Origin of the sequence: Mesorhizobium sp. M0518 (assembly GCF_040321125.1) — a bacterium.
Lineage (GTDB): Bacteria > Pseudomonadota > Alphaproteobacteria > Rhizobiales > Rhizobiaceae > Mesorhizobium.
Genome location: NZ_JAMYQY010000001.1, coordinates 500,022 through 516,900, shown reverse-complemented (window position 1 = coordinate 516,900; position 16,879 = coordinate 500,022). Strand labels below are relative to the sequence as shown.

The window sequence follows — 16,879 nt, the reverse complement described above, 5'->3', positions numbered from 1 at the left end:
CAGTAAGTGAACCCCCAGTCGATCCGGAGACCACCCAGATGAACATCCATGAGTATCAGGGCAAGGCGCTGCTGAAGAGCTTTGGCGCGCCGGTGGCCGAAGGTGTGCCGGTGTTCAAGGCGAGCGAAGCGGAAGCCGCCGCCAAGGCGCTGCCGGGCCCGCTCTATGTGGTGAAGAGCCAGATCCATGCCGGCGGCCGCGGCAAGGGCAAATTCACCGAGCTCGGCCCGGACGCCAAGGGCGGCGTGCGGCTGGCGAAATCGGTGGCCGACGTCGTCGCCAACGCCAACGAGATGCTGGGCAACACGCTGGTGACCAAGCAGACCGGTCCGGCCGGCAAGCAGGTCAACCGCCTCTACATCGAGGACGGTGCCGACATCGAACGCGAGCTCTATCTGTCGATCCTGGTCGACCGTTCGGTCGGCCGCATCGCCTTCGTCGTCTCGACCGAAGGCGGCATGGACATCGAAGCGGTCGCCCATGACACGCCCGAAAAGATCATCACCGTCGCCATCGATCCGGAAAAAGGCGTCACAGCAGCCGACCTGAAGGCGCTCAACGGCGCGCTCAAGCTCGACGGCGATGCGGCCAAGGACGGCGATACGCTGTTCCCGATCCTCTACAAGGCCTTCGTCGAGAAGGACATGAGCCTGCTCGAGGTCAACCCGCTGATCGTCATGAAGAACGGCCGGCTGCGCGTGCTCGACGCGAAAGTGTCGTTCGACAACAACGCGCTGTTCCGCCACCCCGACGTGCTCGAACTGCGCGACACCACGGAAGAGGACGAGAAGGAAATCGAGGCGTCGAAATACGACCTCGCCTATGTCGCGCTCGACGGCAATATCGGCTGCATGGTCAATGGCGCCGGCCTTGCCATGGCGACGATGGACATCATCAAGCTCTATGGCGCCGAGCCGGCCAACTTCCTCGATGTCGGTGGCGGCGCATCCAAGGAAAAAGTCACGGCGGCGTTCAAGATCATCACCAGGGATCCGGCAGTCAAGGGTATCCTGATCAACATCTTCGGCGGCATCATGAAGTGCGACATCATTGCCGAGGGCGTCATTGCCGCGGTCAAGGAAGTCGGGCTGGAAGTGCCGCTGGTGGTGCGCCTGGAAGGCACCAATGCCGAGCTTGGCAAGAAGATCATCAACGACAGCGGCCTCAACGTGGTGTCGGCCGATGATCTCGACGACGCAGCCAAGAAGATCGTGGCGGCGGTGAAGGGCTGAGCGGATGCCTCCGCGCAAGATAAACCTCGTCGAGGCGGCGGATCGGACCATCACCAAGGTTTTCGATCCGCATATCGCCGGCGATGTCAACGACAGCCAGGCGAAGGTCGCCAAGTTCGGCGAGATGTTCGACTGGCATGCGCATGACAATGAGGACGAAGCCTTCCTCGTGCTGCGCGGGCGTATCGCCATCGATTTCCGTGACGGTCCCGTCGAGCTCGGCGAGGGCGATTTCATCGTCGTGCCGCGCGGCGTCGAACACCGGCCGCGCTCGCTGACTGCGGAACCCGTCGTGCTGATGTTCGAGCCGGCAACGACGCTCAACACCGGCAATGCCAAAAGCGACCTCACCGTCGCCGACCTGAAGCGGCTGTAACGAACTTGCGACTGCCACACAGTTACACATATACTGTGTGAAGTAGGCGCAGGAGAAAAGAGAAATGAAGAACATCACTCTGGCAGTCGAAGACGAGGTCTTGGAGCAGGTCAAGCTGACGGCCGCCGAACAGCGAACGACCGTCAACGCCATGGTGCGGGAGTTTTTCTCGGCAGTGGCCGCCAAGCGGTACGCCAAGGACGAGGCACGGCAGGCCCTTCTGCGGCTCGCCCGCGAGGCGGCAGGCGACATGGGTGGCAAGAAATGGAACCGGGAAGCTCTCTATGATCGCTGACTGCTTCCTCGACACGAACATCCTCGTCTATGCCGCCATCGGACACAAGGCCGAGCGCGCGAAGTATGAGCGCGCCGTGGAGTTGATCGCCAAGGAAGACTATTCGACCTCCGCACAGGTGCTGCAGGAGTTCTATGTCAACGTGACCAAGCGGGCTGAGGTCACACTGGCGCCGGCGAAGGCGGCCGAATGGGTCGCCGCGATCTCCATGAAGCCCTGCCAGGATCTGGATAGCGCCGTTGTAATGCAGGGCATCGCGAACGCGCAACGCTACCAGATTTCATATTGGGATGGCGCCATCATCGCCGCCGCCGAGCGCCTTGGCGTCAAGATACTCTACACCGAAGACCTCAACCACGGGCAGTCTTATGGCTCCGTGGTCGCCATGAACCCCTTCCGCAATCACTGATCAGGTCGCAAAAAATGTCCATTCTCGTCGACAAGAACACCAAGGTGCTGGTGCAGGGCCTGACCGGCAAGACCGGCACGTTCCACACCGAACAGGCGCTGGCTTATCACGGCACGAAAATGGTCGGCGGCATCCACCCGAAGAAGGGTGGCGAGACGTGGACCGGCGCGAAGGGCGAGAGCCTGCCGATCTTCGCCACCGTCGCCGAGGGCAAGGAAAAGACCGGCGCCAACGCCTCGGTCGTCTATGTGCCGCCGGCGGGTGCCGCCGAGGCCATCCTGGAAGCGATTGAGGCCGAGATCCCGCTGATCATCTGCATCACCGAAGGTATCCCGGTGATGGACATGATCAAGGTCAAGGCGCGGCTCGACCGCTCGACGTCGCGGCTGATCGGGCCGAACTGCCCGGGCGTGCTGACGCCCAACGAATGCAAGATCGGCATCATGCCCGGAAACATCTTCCGCAAGGGCTCGGTCGGCGTTGTTTCGCGGTCGGGAACGCTTACCTATGAGGCAGTGTTCCAGACCACCAATGTCGGCCTCGGCCAGACCACCGCCGTTGGCATTGGCGGCGACCCCGTCAAGGGCACCGAATTCATCGACGTGCTCGAAATGTTCCTCGCCGATGACGAGACCAAGTCGATCATCATGATCGGCGAGATCGGCGGTTCCGCCGAGGAAGACGCCGCGCAGTTCCTCAAGGACGAAGCCAAGCGTGGCCGAAGCAAGCCGATGGCCGGTTTCATCGCCGGGCGCACGGCGCCGGCCGGCCGCACCATGGGCCATGCGGGCGCGGTCATCTCCGGCGGCAAGGGCGGCGCGGAAGACAAGATCGCGGCGATGGAATCGGCTGGGATAAAAGTATCGCCCTCGCCGGCGCGGCTAGGCACGACGCTGGTCGAGGCGATCAAGGGTTAAGGCAGTAAGGGAGTAGGGCAGTATGGCAGTAGGGGAATAGGAAGAACGGGACGAGCGGCGGCAACCGCCTGCTTTCCCTACTGCCTTACTCCCCTACTGCCCTACTCCCCTCCAAAAACAGGAGACGGAGCCAGGCTCCGCGGACAAAAATGGCAAGACAAGATCAGGCCAACGACCAATTTTCGCTCACCTCATTCCTCTATGGCGGCAACGCCGATTACATCGACGCGCTCTACGCCGCCTATGAGGACGATCCCGCCTCGGTCAATCCCGAATGGCAGGAGTTCTTCGCCGGGCTGAAAGACGATGCCGGCGATGTGCGCAGGAATGCCAAGGGCGCCTCCTGGGCCAAGCCCTCCTGGCCGCTGCAGGCGAATGGCGAACTGGTCTCGGCGCTCGACGGCAACTGGGGCATCGTCGAGAAGACGATCGAAAAGAAGGTCAAGGACAAGGCGGTCACCAACGGCGTCGTCCTGTCCGATGCCGACGTGCACCAGGCGACGCGCGATTCGGTGCGCGCCATCATGATGATCCGCGCCTACCGCATGCGCGGCCATCTGCACGCCAATCTCGATCCGCTCGGCATCGCCAAGCCGCTCGAGGATTACAACGAGCTGTCGCCGGAGAACTATGGCTTCACCGAAGCCGACTATGACCGGCCGATCTTCCTCGACAATGTGCTCGGCCTTGAATTCGGCACCATCCGGCAGATGCTGGAAATCCTGACCCGAACCTATTGCTCGACGCTCGGCGTCGAGTTCATGCATATTTCGGACCCCGAGGAAAAGGCCTGGATCCAGGCCCGCATCGAGGGCGCCGACAAGGAGATCACCTTCACCGCCACCGGCAAGAAGGCGATCCTGCAGAAGCTGGTCGAGGCCGAAGGCTTCGAGCAGTTCATCGACGTCAAGTACAAGGGCACCAAGCGCTTCGGCCTCGATGGCAGTGAAGCGCTGATCCCGGCGCTGGAGCAGATCGTCAAGCGCGGCGGCCAGCTCGGCATGAAGGAGATCGTGCTCGGCATGGCGCATCGCGGCCGGCTGAACGTGCTCTCCCAGGTGATGGCCAAGCCGCACCGCGCCATCTTCCACGAGTTCAAGGGCGGCTCGGCCGCACCCGACGAGGTCGAGGGCTCGGGCGACGTCAAGTACCATCTCGGCGCCTCGTCGGACCGCGAGTTCGACGGCAACAAGGTGCATCTGTCCCTGACTGCCAACCCCTCGCATCTGGAAATCGTCGATCCGGTGGTGATGGGCAAGGCGCGCGCCAAGCAGGATTACCTGTTCGGCCGCAGCCGCGAGGAGATCGTACCGCTGGAAGAGCGCGCCAAGGTGCTGCCGCTCTTGCTGCATGGCGATGCCGCCTTCGCCGGTCAGGGCGTGATCGCCGAGATCCTCGGCCTGTCCGGCCTGCGCGGCCACCGCGTCGCCGGCACGCTGCACTTCATCATCAACAACCAGATCGGTTTCACCACCAACCCGCGCTTCTCGCGCTCGTCGCCCTATCCATCAGACGTGGCCAAGATGATCGAGGCGCCGATCTTCCACGTCAATGGCGACGACCCGGAAGCCGTGGTGCACGCCACCAAGGTGGCGATCGAATTCCGCATGAAGTTCTTCAAGCCTGTTGTGGTCGATATGTTCTGCTATCGCCGCTTCGGCCACAATGAGGGCGACGAGCCGGCCTTCACCCAGCCGATCATGTATCGCAACATCCGCACCCACAAGACGACGGTCCAGATCTATGGCGACCGGCTGATCGCCGAGGGTCACATCAGCCAGGCTGAACTCGACCAGCTCAAGGCCGACTGGCGGGCGCATCTGGAATCGGAATGGGAAGTCGGCCAGCACTACAAGCCCAACAAGGCCGATTGGCTGGACGGCGCCTGGTCGGGCCTGCGCACCGCCGACAACCAGGATGAACAGCGGCGCGGCAAGACCGCCGTGCCGGTCAAGACGCTGAAGGAAATCGGCAAGAAGCTGACCGAGGTGCCGAAGGATTTCGAAGCGCACAAGACGATCATCCGCTTCCTCGAGAACCGCCGCCAGGCGATCGAGTCGGGCGAAGGCATCGACTGGTCAACGGCCGAGGCGCTGGCCTTCGGCGCCATCCTGCTCGACGGCAATCCGATCCGCCTGTCGGGCCAGGATTCCGAACGCGGCACCTTCTCGCAGCGCCATTCGGTCCTTTACGACCAGCGCGACGAGACCCGTTACATCCCGCTCAACAATCTGTCGGCGGCTCAAGCTGGCTACGAAGTCATCAACTCGATGCTGTCGGAAGAGGCGGTGCTGGGCTTCGAATATGGCTACAGCCTGGCCGAGCCGAAGGCGCTGACCTTGTGGGAAGCGCAGTTCGGCGACTTCGCCAACGGTGCCCAGGTGGTGTTCGACCAGTTCATCTCCAGCGGAGAGCGCAAGTGGCTCAGAATGTCGGGCCTCGTCTGCCTGTTGCCGCATGGCTATGAAGGCCAGGGTCCGGAACACTCTTCGGCCCGGCTCGAACGCTTCCTGCAGCTTTGCGCCGAAGACAACATGCAAGTGGCCAACTGCACGACGCCGGCCAACTACTTCCACATATTGCGCCGGCAGCTGAAGCGCGACTTCCGCAAGCCGCTGATCCTGATGACGCCGAAATCGCTGCTGCGCCACAAGCGGGCGGTGTCGACGCTGCCGGAAATTTCGGGCGAAAGCTCGTTCCACCGGCTGCTTTGGGACGACGCGCAACTGCTTTCCGGGCAGGCGATCAAGCTCACCAAGGATTCGAAGATCCGCCGCGTCGTGCTGTGCTCGGGCAAGGTCTATTACGACCTCTATGAGGAGCGCGAGAAGCGCGGCATCAACGACATCTATCTGCTGCGCGTCGAACAGCTCTATCCGTTCCCGGCCAAGGCGCTGATTACGGAACTGTCGCGTTTCCGCAATGCCGAGATGGTCTGGTGCCAGGAGGAGCCCAAGAACATGGGCGCCTGGTCGTTCATCGACCCGTATCTGGAATGGGTGCTGGCGCATATCGACGCCAAGCATCAGCGGGTGCGCTACACCGGCCGTCCTGCCGCCGCCTCGCCGGCGACCGGACTGATGTCAAAGCATCTCGCCCAGCTCGCCGCCTTGCTCGAAGACGCGCTTGGTGAATAGAGAATATCTGGGCGAACAACAGAACCGAAAGAAAACGGACAGGCACAATGGCTACCGAAATCCGCGTTCCCACTCTCGGCGAATCCGTCACTGAAGCGACCGTCGGCAAATGGTTCAAGAAGGTTGGCGATACAATCGCCGCCGATGAACCGCTGGTCGAGCTCGAGACCGACAAGGTGACGGTGGAGGTGCCTGCCGCCGCCGCCGGCACTCTGGGTGAGATCACCGTCAAGGAAGGTGAGACGGTCGGTGTCGGCGCGCTGCTGGGTTCGATTTCGGCAGGCGGCGCGGCCGCCGCGCCGGCAACCAAGCCGCAGGCGGTGTCGCAGGCCTCGTCGCCGGATGCGGCATCGACCGGCAAGCAGGCCGCGGCCGAGACCGCCAAGATCGCCGGCGACGCCGGCCCGGTCGAGCCGCGCACCATGCCACCGGCACCGGCCGCGGCGAAACTGATCGCCGAAAGCAATCTCTCGGTCGACCAGATCTCCGGTTCGGGAAAGCGTGGCCAGGTGCTGAAAGGCGACGTGCTCGACGCCATCTCCAAAGGCGCGCCGTCACAGCCGGCAGAGACGCCGAAGGCGGCACCTGCACCGGTTGCCGTGCGCGCGCCATCCTCCGGCGACGACGCCTCGCGCGAGGAGCGCGTGCGCATGACCAAGCTGCGCCAGACCATCGCGCGCCGCCTCAAGGAAGCGCAGTCGACCGCCGCCATGCTGACCACCTTCAACGAGGTCGACATGTCAGCGGTGATGGCGCTGCGCACCAAATACAAGGACGTGTTCGAGAAGAAGCATGGCGTGAAGCTCGGCTTCATGGGCTTCTTCACCAAGGCCGTCACCCACGCGCTGAAGGAAATCCCTTCGGTCAATGCCGAGATCGACGGCACCGACATCATCTTCAAGAACTATGCCCATATCGGCGTCGCCGTCGGCACCGAAAAGGGCCTCGTCGTCCCGGTCGTGCGCAATGCCGACCAGATGTCGATCGCCGAGATCGAGAAGGACATCGGCCGGCTGGGCATCGCCGCCCGCGACGGCAAGCTGTCGGTCGCCGACATGCAAGGCGGCACGTTTACGATTTCCAACGGTGGCGTTTACGGGTCGCTGATGTCGACGCCTATCCTCAACGCGCCGCAGTCGGGCATTCTTGGCATGCACAAGATCCAGGAGCGGCCTGTCGTGGTCGGCGGCCAGATCGTGATCCGGCCGATGATGTATCTGGCGCTCAGCTACGATCACCGCATCGTCGACGGTAAGGAAGCAGTGACCTTCCTGGTCCGCGTCAAGGAAAGCCTGGAGGATCCGGAACGGCTGGTGCTTGATCTCTGAGGTCTGGTGCTGATCCGGCTGTTGGAATGCGTGCCGGAGGAAGGGATCTGCGCGGCAGAATGACGACCCGTTCCCTTAGCCTTTCCAAGGTGCTTTCGATCGCATCGATCGCGGCCGGCATGGTGCTGGCCACCGCCGGCGCCCATGCAGCCTGTCCGATCGAGCTCGCCGTCTATGGCGACGCCCAGAGCGGCAGCGAAATCGATTTCACGCCGACCGGCACCTCGGCGACCGTCACCAACAGCTTCCGCATGATCCTCGACAACAATGTGGTGCTCAACGGTATCGTTATGTGGAACGAAGGCGTGTCGCGGCCGAACGGCGCGCTGATGTACAAATGCCCCGAAGGCGACGTCACCGGCGAGGAGCTTGCTGCCTGCACGCCCTGGCATGGCGTCATCTACACGTCGGATGACAAGGGCAACATCGGACTGCTGCCGGCCGAAGGGGTCGAAGCGCCGAAGACGCTGATCCTGCCGGACCTCGGGCCGGCGTTGCGCCAATCCTCGGCCTATGGCGGCAGCGGGTTTTCGAAAGTGCCGTGGGATGTGTTTGTCTTGAAGGGATGCCAGGAATGAGCGAGGCGAAAAAGGTGCTGCTGGTCACCGGCGGTAGCCGCGGCATTGGCGCCGCGGTCTGCCGGCTAGGATCGAAGGCCGGCTACCGCGTGGCGGTCAACTATGCCTCGAACCAGGCTGCCGCTGACGCAGTGGTCGCCGAGATCAAGGCCGGCGGCGGCGAGGCCTTAGCCGTCAAGGGCGATGTCGGCAGCGAGGCCGATATCGTGGCCATGTTCGAGGCCGTCGACCGCGCTTATGGCCGGCTCGACGCCTTCGTCAACAATGCCGGCATCGTCGACGTCAAGGCGCGTGTCGACGAGATGGACGTCGCGCGGCTGGAGCGCATGATGCGCATCAATGTCGTCGGCTCGTTCCTGTGTGCCCGCGAAGCGGTGAAGCGCATGTCGACCCGTCATGGCGGGGCGGGCGGATCGATCGTCAACATCTCGTCGGCGGCAGCGACGTTGGGCTCGCCGGGCGAATTTGTCGACTATGCCGCCTCCAAGGGTGCCATCGACACGTTCACCGTCGGGCTCGCCCGTGAGGTCGCACTGGAAGGCATTCGCGTCAATGCGGTGCGGCCCGGCCTCATCGATACCGAGATCCATGCCTCCGCCGGGCAGCCGGACAGGATAGAGCGGTTCCGCGACCTGCTGCCGATGAAAAGAGCCGGCACGGCTGATGAAGTCGCGGGCGCGGTTCTCTATCTTCTATCCGACGCCGCGTCCTATACGACGGGCGCGATCCTGAATGTAAGCGGCGGCCGCTGAGCGCCAAGCAAAGGGAAACAAACATGGCTTATGACGTCGTTATCATCGGATCGGGACCGGGCGGCTATGTCTGCGCCATCAAGGCGGCGCAGCTCGGGCTCAAGGTTGCGGTGGTCGAGAAGAATGCCACCTTCGGCGGCACCTGCCTGAACATCGGCTGCATCCCGTCCAAGGCCCTGCTCCATGCCTCCGAGATGTTCGCCGAGGCCGGCCACTCCTTCGACACGCTCGGCGTCGAGATATCAGCGCCGAAATTGAACCTGAAGAAGATGATGGCGCACAAGGATGCGACGGTGACGTCGAACGTCAACGGCGTCGCCTTCCTGTTCAAGAAGAACAAGATCGACAGCTTTCGCGGCACCGGCAAGGTGGTCGCGGCCGGCAAGGTCTCGGTGACCGGCGAGGACGGCAAGGTCGAGGAGATCGAGACCAAGAACATCGTCATCGCCACCGGATCGGATGTCGCCGGCATTCCCGGCGTCAAGGTCGACATCGACGAGAAGGTGATCGTGTCGTCGACCGGCGCGCTGTCGCTGGAGAAGGTGCCCGGCCATCTGGTGGTGGTCGGCGGCGGTGTCATCGGGCTCGAGCTCGGCTCGGTGTGGGCGCGGCTCGGCGCCAAGGTCACCGTGGTCGAATTCCTCGACACCATCCTGGGCGGCATGGACGGCGAGGTCTCCAAGCAGTTCCAGCGGCTGCTATCCAAACAGGGTTTCGAGTTCAAGCTCGGCGCCAAGGTCACAGGCGTCGCCAAGGCCAAGAAGGGTGCCGCGGTCACCTTCGAGCCGGTCAAGGGCGGCGCCGCCGAGACGATCGAGGCTGATGCCGTGCTGATCGCCACCGGGCGCCGGGCCTATGCCGACAGTCTCGGGCTCGGGGAAGCCGGCGTCGAGGTCGACGAGCGCGGCCGCGTCAAGACCGATGGCCATCTCAAGACCAATGTCCCGGGCATCTATGCCATCGGCGATGTCATCGCCGGGCCGATGCTGGCGCACAAGGCCGAGGACGAGGGCGTGGCGGTAGCGGAAACCATTGCCGGCCAGGTCGGCCACGTGAACTATGACGTCATTCCGAGCGTCGTCTACACCAGCCCGGAAATCGCCTCGGTCGGCAAGACCGAGGAAGAGTTGAAGAAGGCCGGCATCGACTACAAGGTCGGAAAGTTCCCGTTCAGCGCCAATGGCCGGGCGCGCGCCATGCTGCACACCGACGGTTTTGTGAAGATCCTCGCCGACAAGCAAAGCGACCGCGTGCTCGGCGTGCATATCGTCGGCTTCGGCGCCGGCGAGATGATCCACGAGGCGGCGGTGCTGATGGAGTTCGGCGGCTCGTCGGAGGATCTCGCCCGCACCTGCCATGCGCATCCGACGATGTCGGAGGCGATCAAGGAGGCGGCGCTGGCCACGTTCTTCAAGCCCATCCACATCTAAAAGGCCAATGCTTCGTCATCCTCGGGTTAAGCCCGAGGATGACGAAGGCACGGTGACACCACTAACCAAAACGGCCCGCTTTCAGCGGGCCGTTCGTATTTGATATCGAACCGATCAGTTGGCCGGTGCGGCAGGAGCCGGCGCTGGAGCCGGTGCGGGCGCTGGGGCCGGGGCCGGTTCTGCAGGGGCCGGTGCAGGTGCAGGTGCAGGTGCAGGTGCAGGTTCGGCTGGCTTCATCGGTTCTGCCGGTGCGGGCGCGGGGGCCGGTGTGCTGGCCGCCGGCGGCTCGGCTGGTGCCGGGTGCTCACCACTTCTTCCGAAAACATAATACGCGACAACCGCCAGAATAACGACGACCAGCGCAATCAGCCAGCCACTACCGCCGCCACCGCTCTGTTTGATGGTGGTGTTGGTGGTGTTGGGATTGAACGGATCGTTTGGATTCGGTGCGTTCGCCATAAAAGTGTCCTCCGTGGATGAAAAATATCAATCAACACCATTCAACGCGCAATCATTGAACTGGTTTCACGCTAGGGTTGGAAAACGCCAAAAACAAGGACAATCCTGCCTTTCCGCAGCCTGAACGGCGTCGTTTCGCCCCGCAGCGCGCCAAGTTTGCGTCTGTTAAGCTCGAATCAGAGGATTTTGCCGTGACAAATCCGTTAGGGCAGGTTGTCCCGAATCACTGCGATGCTCTCGCCGGAGCCCAGTTCGCCGACCGCTATGTGCTGGTCACTGAAGGTCTTTCTTTAACCGCACTCGGCGCGGCGGAACGCGCCTTGGGGCGAACACCGCCCTGGATCGGCAGGCTCATGGCGCTGCGCAACCTGGCCGTCAGGCCGTTCCGGCTGAAGACGGGCCTGGAAGCTGCGGTGTTGCCGTCGGGCCGGATCGGGATATTTCCGCTCATCAGCCAGTTTCCCGGCAAGGTTGTGCTTGGCCTCGACGACCGACATCTCGATTTCCGGGTCCTGGTCGAAGTCAGGGATCTCGGCATGGGCCGGCAGGAAGTGGCCGCGACGACGATCGTCAAGACGCACAATTGGCTCGGTCGCGCCTATCTCGCGATCATCATGCCGTTTCACCGGATCGTCGTTCCGGCGATGCTGGCCCAGATCAGATAAGGTTACAGGCCTACAGGCGTGACGGTGTAACCGGCCTTGCGGAAATCCTCGACGAGGCCTTCGGGACCGGGAAGGTGGAGGGCGCCGACCGCCATGAAGACGTTGCCCCTGGCAAGGATCGGTTCGGCATGCTCGACCATCACCTTGTTGCGGCTGGTGATCATGGTTTCCTCGAACGCCGCATAGCCCGCGGGGTCGTCCGTGCCATCGGGCATGGCCACGCGAAACAGCGGCCAGAACATGCCGGTGTCGCCGCGCTGGTAGAGCACGATCATGGTTTCGTTGATGTCGTTGATCTTATCGCCGAGCTTCAGCGTGTCGACGAGACCCTTCATGTGAAACGCCAGCGGCAGCGAGGCCATGGCCCGCAGCTGGCTTTCAGCCGTCTCCAATCCTTCCACCGGCTTGCCGGAAGCCTTCGCACCTTGGGCCAGCCTGACATCGAGCACCGGGGCGCCGCCTGACTGGCGGGCCAGCTCGCAGGCCGGCAGTGCCATCATGGCCGAGAGCATCCACGGCTTCATCTTGGCAACCGTTGCCGGAGGAATGCCGCGTGCGTCGAGCGCGGCGTTCATGGCCGCCGCATCGTCGGGCGACAGCAGCGACGCCAGCGTCGTCGAATCAGTGAACATCATCAGGTCCGGCTCCTGGAGCATCGCGACCATCATCTTCTGCTTGTCGAGCACGTCGGTGGTTTCGATGACGATGGTGCCGGCGGCGTCATAGGCTTTCTGCGCGTCGGGAGGCAGCGTGGTGACACGCGGGTCGGTCATATGCATGGTGCCGAACAGGAAGGACGGCTTCTCGCCGGGCTTTTCCAGCTTCCACAACAGGCCCTTGCCGTTCGGTGTCGCTGCGGCTTCCGCTTCGATCTTGCGGTAGGTCGCCGGATCGTTCTTCTGCAAGGCCGACAGCATGTCGGCGCCGGTGCAGGTCGGGATTCCGGCATGCGCCTTGCCGGCCGCGAACAGCAGCACGGCGAGGAACGACAGGAAGAACAGAACATTGAGTGCGACGAGCAGCTTCAGCGACACGGAAGCTGCACGGTCGGCGATGGCGATGACGCGTTTCATGGTTCTGTCTTCATGTTTGACCATGATCTTTTCCGAAAACCGGGTCCCACTTTTCGGGATCATGGTCAGTTCTAGAACCGAAAAGCGGCAAAACGGTTAATTGGTACTGCGAAATTGAAGGGTTCATGCCCGTGGATGGGCTGATTCGTAGATTTCGAGCAGCCTCGCGGTGTCGACGCCGGTGTAGATCTGCGTCGTCGACAGGCTGGCGTGGCCGAGCAGTTCCTGGATGGTGCGCAAGTCACCGCCGCGGCCGAGCAGATGCGTGGCGAAGGAATGGCGCAGCGCATGCGGCGTCGCGGTATCGGGCAGGTTGAGCGCCGAGCGCAGTTTGGCCATGTCGCGCTGGACGATGGCCGGGTTGAGCGGGCCGCCACGGGCGCCGCGAAACAGCAGGCCCTTGGGGTCGAGATGGTAGGGGCAGAGCCGGCGATATTCGGCGATCGCCCTGAGCGCCACCGGCAGCACCGGCACCAGGCGCGTCTTGCCGCCCTTGCCGGTGACGCGCAGCACCGTGTCGTCCGCCGACGCCAGATCGGCGCCCGCCAGACCGAGCGCCTCGGAAATGCGCAGGCCGGAGCCGTAGAGCAGTGTCAGCACAGCGGCGTTGCGGGCCGCGATCCAGGGTTCTTCCGCCAATTGGCCTTCGATGGAAACGATATGCTTGGCGTCGCTCGCCGTCAGCGGCTTGGGCAGCGATTTGGGCTGGCGCGGTGCGCGCAGGGCTGCCGCACCCGCCGCATTGGCAAGGCCGCGCCGCTCGAGGAAACGCAGCAGCGAGCGGATGCCGGCGAGACCCCGGCCCAGGGTGCGGGCACCGGCGCCGGCATTGCGCCGCGCAGCGAGGAAGCCGCGCAGGTCGGCCGGGCGCAGATCGGCGATGTCCGAAATGCCGGGCGAGCCGCCGCAATGGCCGGTGAGGAAATGCAGGAACTGGCGCGTGTCGCGCTCATAGGCTTCCACCGTCTTAGGCGACAGCCGACGTTCTCGCGCCAGCATCTTCAGCCAGCTTTCACGCGCCGCCTGGAGATCGGGTTTAGCCGGGATGAGGAATTCCTGCATGGCGTCTGATCCAGTTCGCCGCCATTTTCTCGCAGGCAGGTTAGAAAGCGGTGAAGAGTCCGTCATTGAAAAGATGGCCGGCTGGGGCTAGGAGATCGTCGATTGGCGGCAAGTCACAAACCTTGGTGATTGGCTGAAATCTGCGCAGTCGCTTCGCGCCTGCTCCGCCCGTGGATGACGAAGGTAAAAGCGCCATGAGCAAGCCCCAGAACCCTGTCCAGATGGCCGTGATCGGCGCCGCCCATGGCATCAAGGGCGAATTGCGGGTGAAGACCTTCACCGGTGAACCGCTGGCGCTGGCCGACTACGGCCCGCTCTACGCCCGTGACGGCCGCGCCTTCCAGATCATCGACATCAGGCCCGCCAACACCGTCGTCGTGGTCCGCTTCAAGGGCGTTGCCGACCGCAACGCGGCCGAGGCGCTGGCCGGCACGGAGCTGTTCGTCGACCGTTCGATGCTGCCGGACGACGGCGAGGAAGACGAGTTCTACCATGCCGACCTCGTCGGCCTCGAAGTCCGCGACGACACGGGTGCCGTGCTTGGCAAGGTGGTCGCGGTGCACAATTTCGGCGGCGGCGACATTCTCGACGTGACGCTGGGCGGGCGCAAGGGCGTGCTGATCCCGTTCACACAGGCTGCCGTGCCACAAGTGTCGATCGCGGAGGGTTTCGTCCGCGTCGACCCGGCGGCGGCCGGACTTGTCGAGGACGAGGATGGCGACGGCCCGCGAGAGGAAGACTTCGATCCGAAGGGCAGGCCGCGCGGACCGAGCGATGCCGGGGGCAATCGGTGAGTTTTTCCGCTTCGGTGCTGACGCTTTACCCCGAGATGTTTCCCGGCGCGCTCGGCCTGTCGTTGGCCGGCCGGGCGCTCGAGGCCGGCACGTGGTCGCTGGAGGCGATCCAGATCCGTGACTTCGCCACCGACCGTCATCGCACCGTCGACGACACGCCAGCCGGCGGCGGCGCCGGCATGGTGATGCGCGCCGACGTGCTGGCGAAAGCCATGGACCACACGTCGCCGCCGGGCGACGCGCGGCCACGGCTGTTGATGAGCCCGCGCGGCAAACCGCTGACTCAGGCCCGCGTGCGCGAACTGGCCGCAGGACCGGGCGCGGTCATCGTCTGCGGCCGTTTCGAGGGCGTCGACCAGCGGGTGATCGACGCGCGGGGATTGGAGGAAGTCTCGATCGGCGACTACATCCTCTCGGGCGGCGAGCCGGCAGCGCTCGTTCTGCTCGATGCGGTGGTGCGGTTATTGCCGGGCGTGATGGGTAACGCGGTGTCGGGCGAGGAAGAAAGCTTTGAGAACGACCTGCTCGAACATCCGCACTATACGCGGCCGCAGGAGTTCGAGGGCCGCGAGATTCCCGAGGTGCTGATCTCGGGCAATCACAAGAAGATCGCCGCATGGCGGCGGGCGCAGTCGGAAGCGCTGACGAAAGAGCGGCGTCCTGATTTGTTGGGCGCCGCCGCTCAGCCTTTCCAAAAGTAATAGAAAGCCAGAAACAGGCCGACGGCGACGACGAAGCCGCGCACCGCGTTTTGCGGCACGCGCTTGGCGATCCAGACGCCGGCATAGCCGCCGAGCGCGCCGCCCGGGATCATGATGATCGCCTGCGGCCAGGCGACGACACCGCCCGAGACGAAGACGACGATCGCGACAGCGGCGATGACCATGGCCAGCATGTTCTTCAACGCGTTCAGCCGGTGATAGTCGCCGGCTTGGGTGAGGCCGAGCGTCGCCAGCATCATCACGCCCATGCCTGCGCCGAAGAAGCCGCCATAGATGGCGGTGAGAAACTGCGCCAGGGAGCCGGCGAGCGAGCCCACCGCCGCTTCATAGCCGGGCTTCGGCACCGGTTTCAGCCAGGGGCCGGCGGCGAACAGGGCTGTCGCGGCCAAGAGCAGCCACGGCACCAGAGCGCGAAACGAGGGATTGTCGAGCGCCAAAAGGATCAGAGCGCCGGCCAGTGCGCCCACGGCCGAGATCAGACACAGCATCAGCGCGCCGCGCCAGAAATGCCTGATATCGGCCGAGTAGGCGAGGGTCGAGGTGATGTAGCCTGGAAATTGCGTCACCGAGGAGGTGGCGTTGGCGACGATCGGCGGCAGGCCGACCAACGTCATGGCGCCGAATGTGATGAAGGTGCCGCCACCGGCGACCGCATTGGCGGCGCCTGACAGAAAGCCCGCCAGAAAGAGCAGGATGGCATCGAAGACAGACATGAATTGCGGCCGCTCAAAACTGTGTTATTTCAGGCTTAGAAAGCCTGAACGACCGGCGCAACCCGGCACGGCAGGATTACGATGGTGCCATGCGAGCAGAAAATGCGCTGCCAAGGCGTGACAAAGCGGCGAAATAGCTGTATGTGCCCGCCCGTACCGGCCAGAAAGAATCTGCCGGACCCGTCAACAATGACGGTGTAGTCGCCCCTGCCTGATGTTTCAAAGACAAATCTCTTGGAGACAAAGGGCATAGCCAAGCGGTCAATGGAACTGCAAGGCGAGTGTCGGACGCTCTGACTGTCGGAAGAACAAGAAGTGGACTTTTGAGATGGATATTCTCCGTCAGCTCGAGGCCGAACAGGCCGCCAAGATCGAAGCCAAGCGCAAGCTTCCCGAATTCCAGCCCGGCGACACCGTGCGCGTCCAGGTCCGCGTGACCGAAGGCACCCGCACCCGCGTCCAGGCCTATGAGGGCGTCGTCATCGCCCGCGCAGGCGCCGGCTTCCAGGAGAACTTCACGGTTCGCAAGATTTCCTACGGCGAAGGCGTCGAGCGCGTGTTCCCGGTCTACTCGCCGATGGTTGAAGGCGTTGAAATCGTTCGCCGCGGCAAGGTGCGTCGCGCCAAGCTCTACTACCTGCGCGATCGTCGCGGCAAATCGGCCCGTATTTCGGAAAACACCGGCGTGCGCGCCCGCAAGCTGAACGACGAGGAGCGCGATGCTCTGAACGCCGAGAAGGCCCGCATCGAGGCCGAGAAGGTGGCAGCCGCCGAGGCCCTGGCCGTCGAGAAGGCCGCTCAGGACGCCGCCGAGAAGAAGGCCGCCGCCGAGGCAGCTGAAGCCGCAAAGGCAGCCGAAGCAGCCACCGCCGAATAAGTTTTTCGGCGAGCAAGTTTGAAAAGGCGGCTTCGGCCGCCTTTTTTCGTTTCCGGGGGC

Annotated in this window: 17 protein-coding genes; 14 read left to right on the top strand and 3 right to left on the bottom strand. The window is 63.7% G+C overall.

All coding sequences use genetic code 11. From position 1 onward, the window contains the following. The first annotated feature begins 38 nt into the window (after nucleotides 1-38). The 11 genes from sucC to NKI66_RS02515 all read left to right on the top strand — a co-directional run bounded on the left by sucC (nucleotide 39) and on the right by NKI66_RS02515 (nucleotide 11,578). Nucleotides 39-1,232: an ADP-forming succinate--CoA ligase subunit beta gene (sucC, locus tag NKI66_RS02565; protein WP_023811286.1), complete on the top strand. Its 1,194-nt coding sequence runs from the start codon at nucleotides 39-41 to the stop codon at nucleotides 1,230-1,232. A gap of 4 nt (nucleotides 1,233-1,236) precedes the next feature. Next, a complete protein-coding gene (locus NKI66_RS02560) occupies nucleotides 1,237-1,608 on the top strand; it encodes a cupin domain-containing protein (protein WP_023811285.1) in 372 nt (123 codons plus the stop codon). A 64-nt stretch (nucleotides 1,609-1,672) separates the two neighbouring features. Continuing rightward, nucleotides 1,673-1,903, top strand: a complete 231-nt coding sequence (locus tag NKI66_RS02555; RefSeq protein ID WP_023811284.1) for a hypothetical protein — start codon at nucleotides 1,673-1,675, stop codon at nucleotides 1,901-1,903. Continuing rightward, the gene (locus NKI66_RS02550; RefSeq protein ID WP_023811283.1) at nucleotides 1,893-2,312 is read left to right on the top strand and encodes a PIN domain-containing protein; all 420 of its coding nucleotides are present in this window, start codon (nucleotides 1,893-1,895) and stop codon (nucleotides 2,310-2,312) included. Before NKI66_RS02555 ends, NKI66_RS02550 begins: the two co-directional genes overlap by 11 nt. A gap of 14 nt (nucleotides 2,313-2,326) precedes the next feature. Then, nucleotides 2,327-3,229, top strand: coding sequence for a succinate--CoA ligase subunit alpha (gene sucD / locus NKI66_RS02545; protein WP_023811282.1), 903 nt, complete (start codon nucleotides 2,327-2,329; stop codon nucleotides 3,227-3,229). Nucleotides 3,230-3,378: 149 nt separating this feature from the next. Continuing rightward, nucleotides 3,379-6,366, top strand: coding sequence for a 2-oxoglutarate dehydrogenase E1 component (locus NKI66_RS02540; protein WP_023811281.1), 2,988 nt, complete (start codon nucleotides 3,379-3,381; stop codon nucleotides 6,364-6,366). Nucleotides 6,367-6,413: 47 nt separating this feature from the next. Next, complete coding sequence (gene odhB / locus NKI66_RS02535) at nucleotides 6,414-7,694, top strand: 2-oxoglutarate dehydrogenase complex dihydrolipoyllysine-residue succinyltransferase (protein ID WP_023811280.1); 1,281 nt, start codon at nucleotides 6,414-6,416, stop codon at nucleotides 7,692-7,694. Between the two features lie 59 nt (nucleotides 7,695-7,753). Then, entirely contained in the window at nucleotides 7,754-8,272 is a 519-nt protein-coding gene (locus NKI66_RS02530; RefSeq protein ID WP_023811279.1) for a hypothetical protein, read from the top strand. Beyond that, nucleotides 8,269-9,024, top strand: coding sequence for an SDR family oxidoreductase (locus NKI66_RS02525; protein ID WP_023811278.1), 756 nt, complete (start codon nucleotides 8,269-8,271; stop codon nucleotides 9,022-9,024). The genes NKI66_RS02530 and NKI66_RS02525 overlap by 4 nt, the downstream gene beginning before the upstream one ends. A gap of 23 nt (nucleotides 9,025-9,047) precedes the next feature. Beyond that, on the top strand, nucleotides 9,048-10,454 hold the full coding sequence (lpdA, locus tag NKI66_RS02520) for a dihydrolipoyl dehydrogenase (protein WP_023811277.1): 1,407 nt from the start codon (nucleotides 9,048-9,050) through the stop codon (nucleotides 10,452-10,454). Between the two features lie 650 nt (nucleotides 10,455-11,104). Beyond that, nucleotides 11,105-11,578 carry a DUF2867 domain-containing protein gene (locus tag NKI66_RS02515; RefSeq protein ID WP_050592690.1) on the top strand — a complete coding sequence of 158 codons (474 nt, stop codon included), beginning with the start codon at nucleotides 11,105-11,107 and terminating at the stop codon, nucleotides 11,576-11,578. A 2-nt stretch (nucleotides 11,579-11,580) separates the two neighbouring features. Here NKI66_RS02515 and NKI66_RS02510 read toward each other — a convergent pair whose 3' ends face one another. After that, nucleotides 11,581-12,651 (bottom strand): TraB/GumN family protein, encoded by a 1,071-nt coding sequence (locus NKI66_RS02510; RefSeq protein WP_023811275.1) that lies wholly within the window; start codon nucleotides 12,649-12,651, stop codon nucleotides 11,581-11,583. 123 nt (nucleotides 12,652-12,774) lie between these two features. Next, on the bottom strand, nucleotides 12,775-13,713 hold the full coding sequence (locus tag NKI66_RS02505) for a tyrosine recombinase XerC (protein WP_352677512.1): 939 nt from the start codon (nucleotides 13,711-13,713) through the stop codon (nucleotides 12,775-12,777). Between the two features lie 194 nt (nucleotides 13,714-13,907). On the opposite strand from NKI66_RS02505, the gene rimM reads away from it, so the two are divergent. Both rimM and trmD read left to right on the top strand, forming a co-directional pair. Next, nucleotides 13,908-14,507 carry a ribosome maturation factor RimM gene (gene rimM, locus NKI66_RS02500; protein WP_023811273.1) on the top strand — a complete coding sequence of 200 codons (600 nt, stop codon included), beginning with the start codon at nucleotides 13,908-13,910 and terminating at the stop codon, nucleotides 14,505-14,507. Continuing rightward, nucleotides 14,504-15,208 (top strand): tRNA (guanosine(37)-N1)-methyltransferase TrmD, encoded by a 705-nt coding sequence (trmD, locus tag NKI66_RS02495; protein ID WP_352750700.1) that lies wholly within the window; start codon nucleotides 14,504-14,506, stop codon nucleotides 15,206-15,208. The genes rimM and trmD overlap by 4 nt, the downstream gene beginning before the upstream one ends. On the opposite strand, the gene NKI66_RS02490 is transcribed toward trmD, so the two are convergent. Beyond that, nucleotides 15,190-15,942, bottom strand: coding sequence for a sulfite exporter TauE/SafE family protein (locus NKI66_RS02490; protein ID WP_023811271.1), 753 nt, complete (start codon nucleotides 15,940-15,942; stop codon nucleotides 15,190-15,192). The genes trmD and NKI66_RS02490 overlap by 19 nt on opposite strands. A 328-nt stretch (nucleotides 15,943-16,270) precedes the next feature. Here NKI66_RS02490 and rplS point away from each other — a divergent pair, with 328 nt between their 5' ends. Then, nucleotides 16,271-16,819 (top strand): 50S ribosomal protein L19, encoded by a 549-nt coding sequence (gene rplS, locus NKI66_RS02485; RefSeq protein WP_023811269.1) that lies wholly within the window; start codon nucleotides 16,271-16,273, stop codon nucleotides 16,817-16,819. Nucleotides 16,820-16,879: the final 60 nt, after the last annotated feature.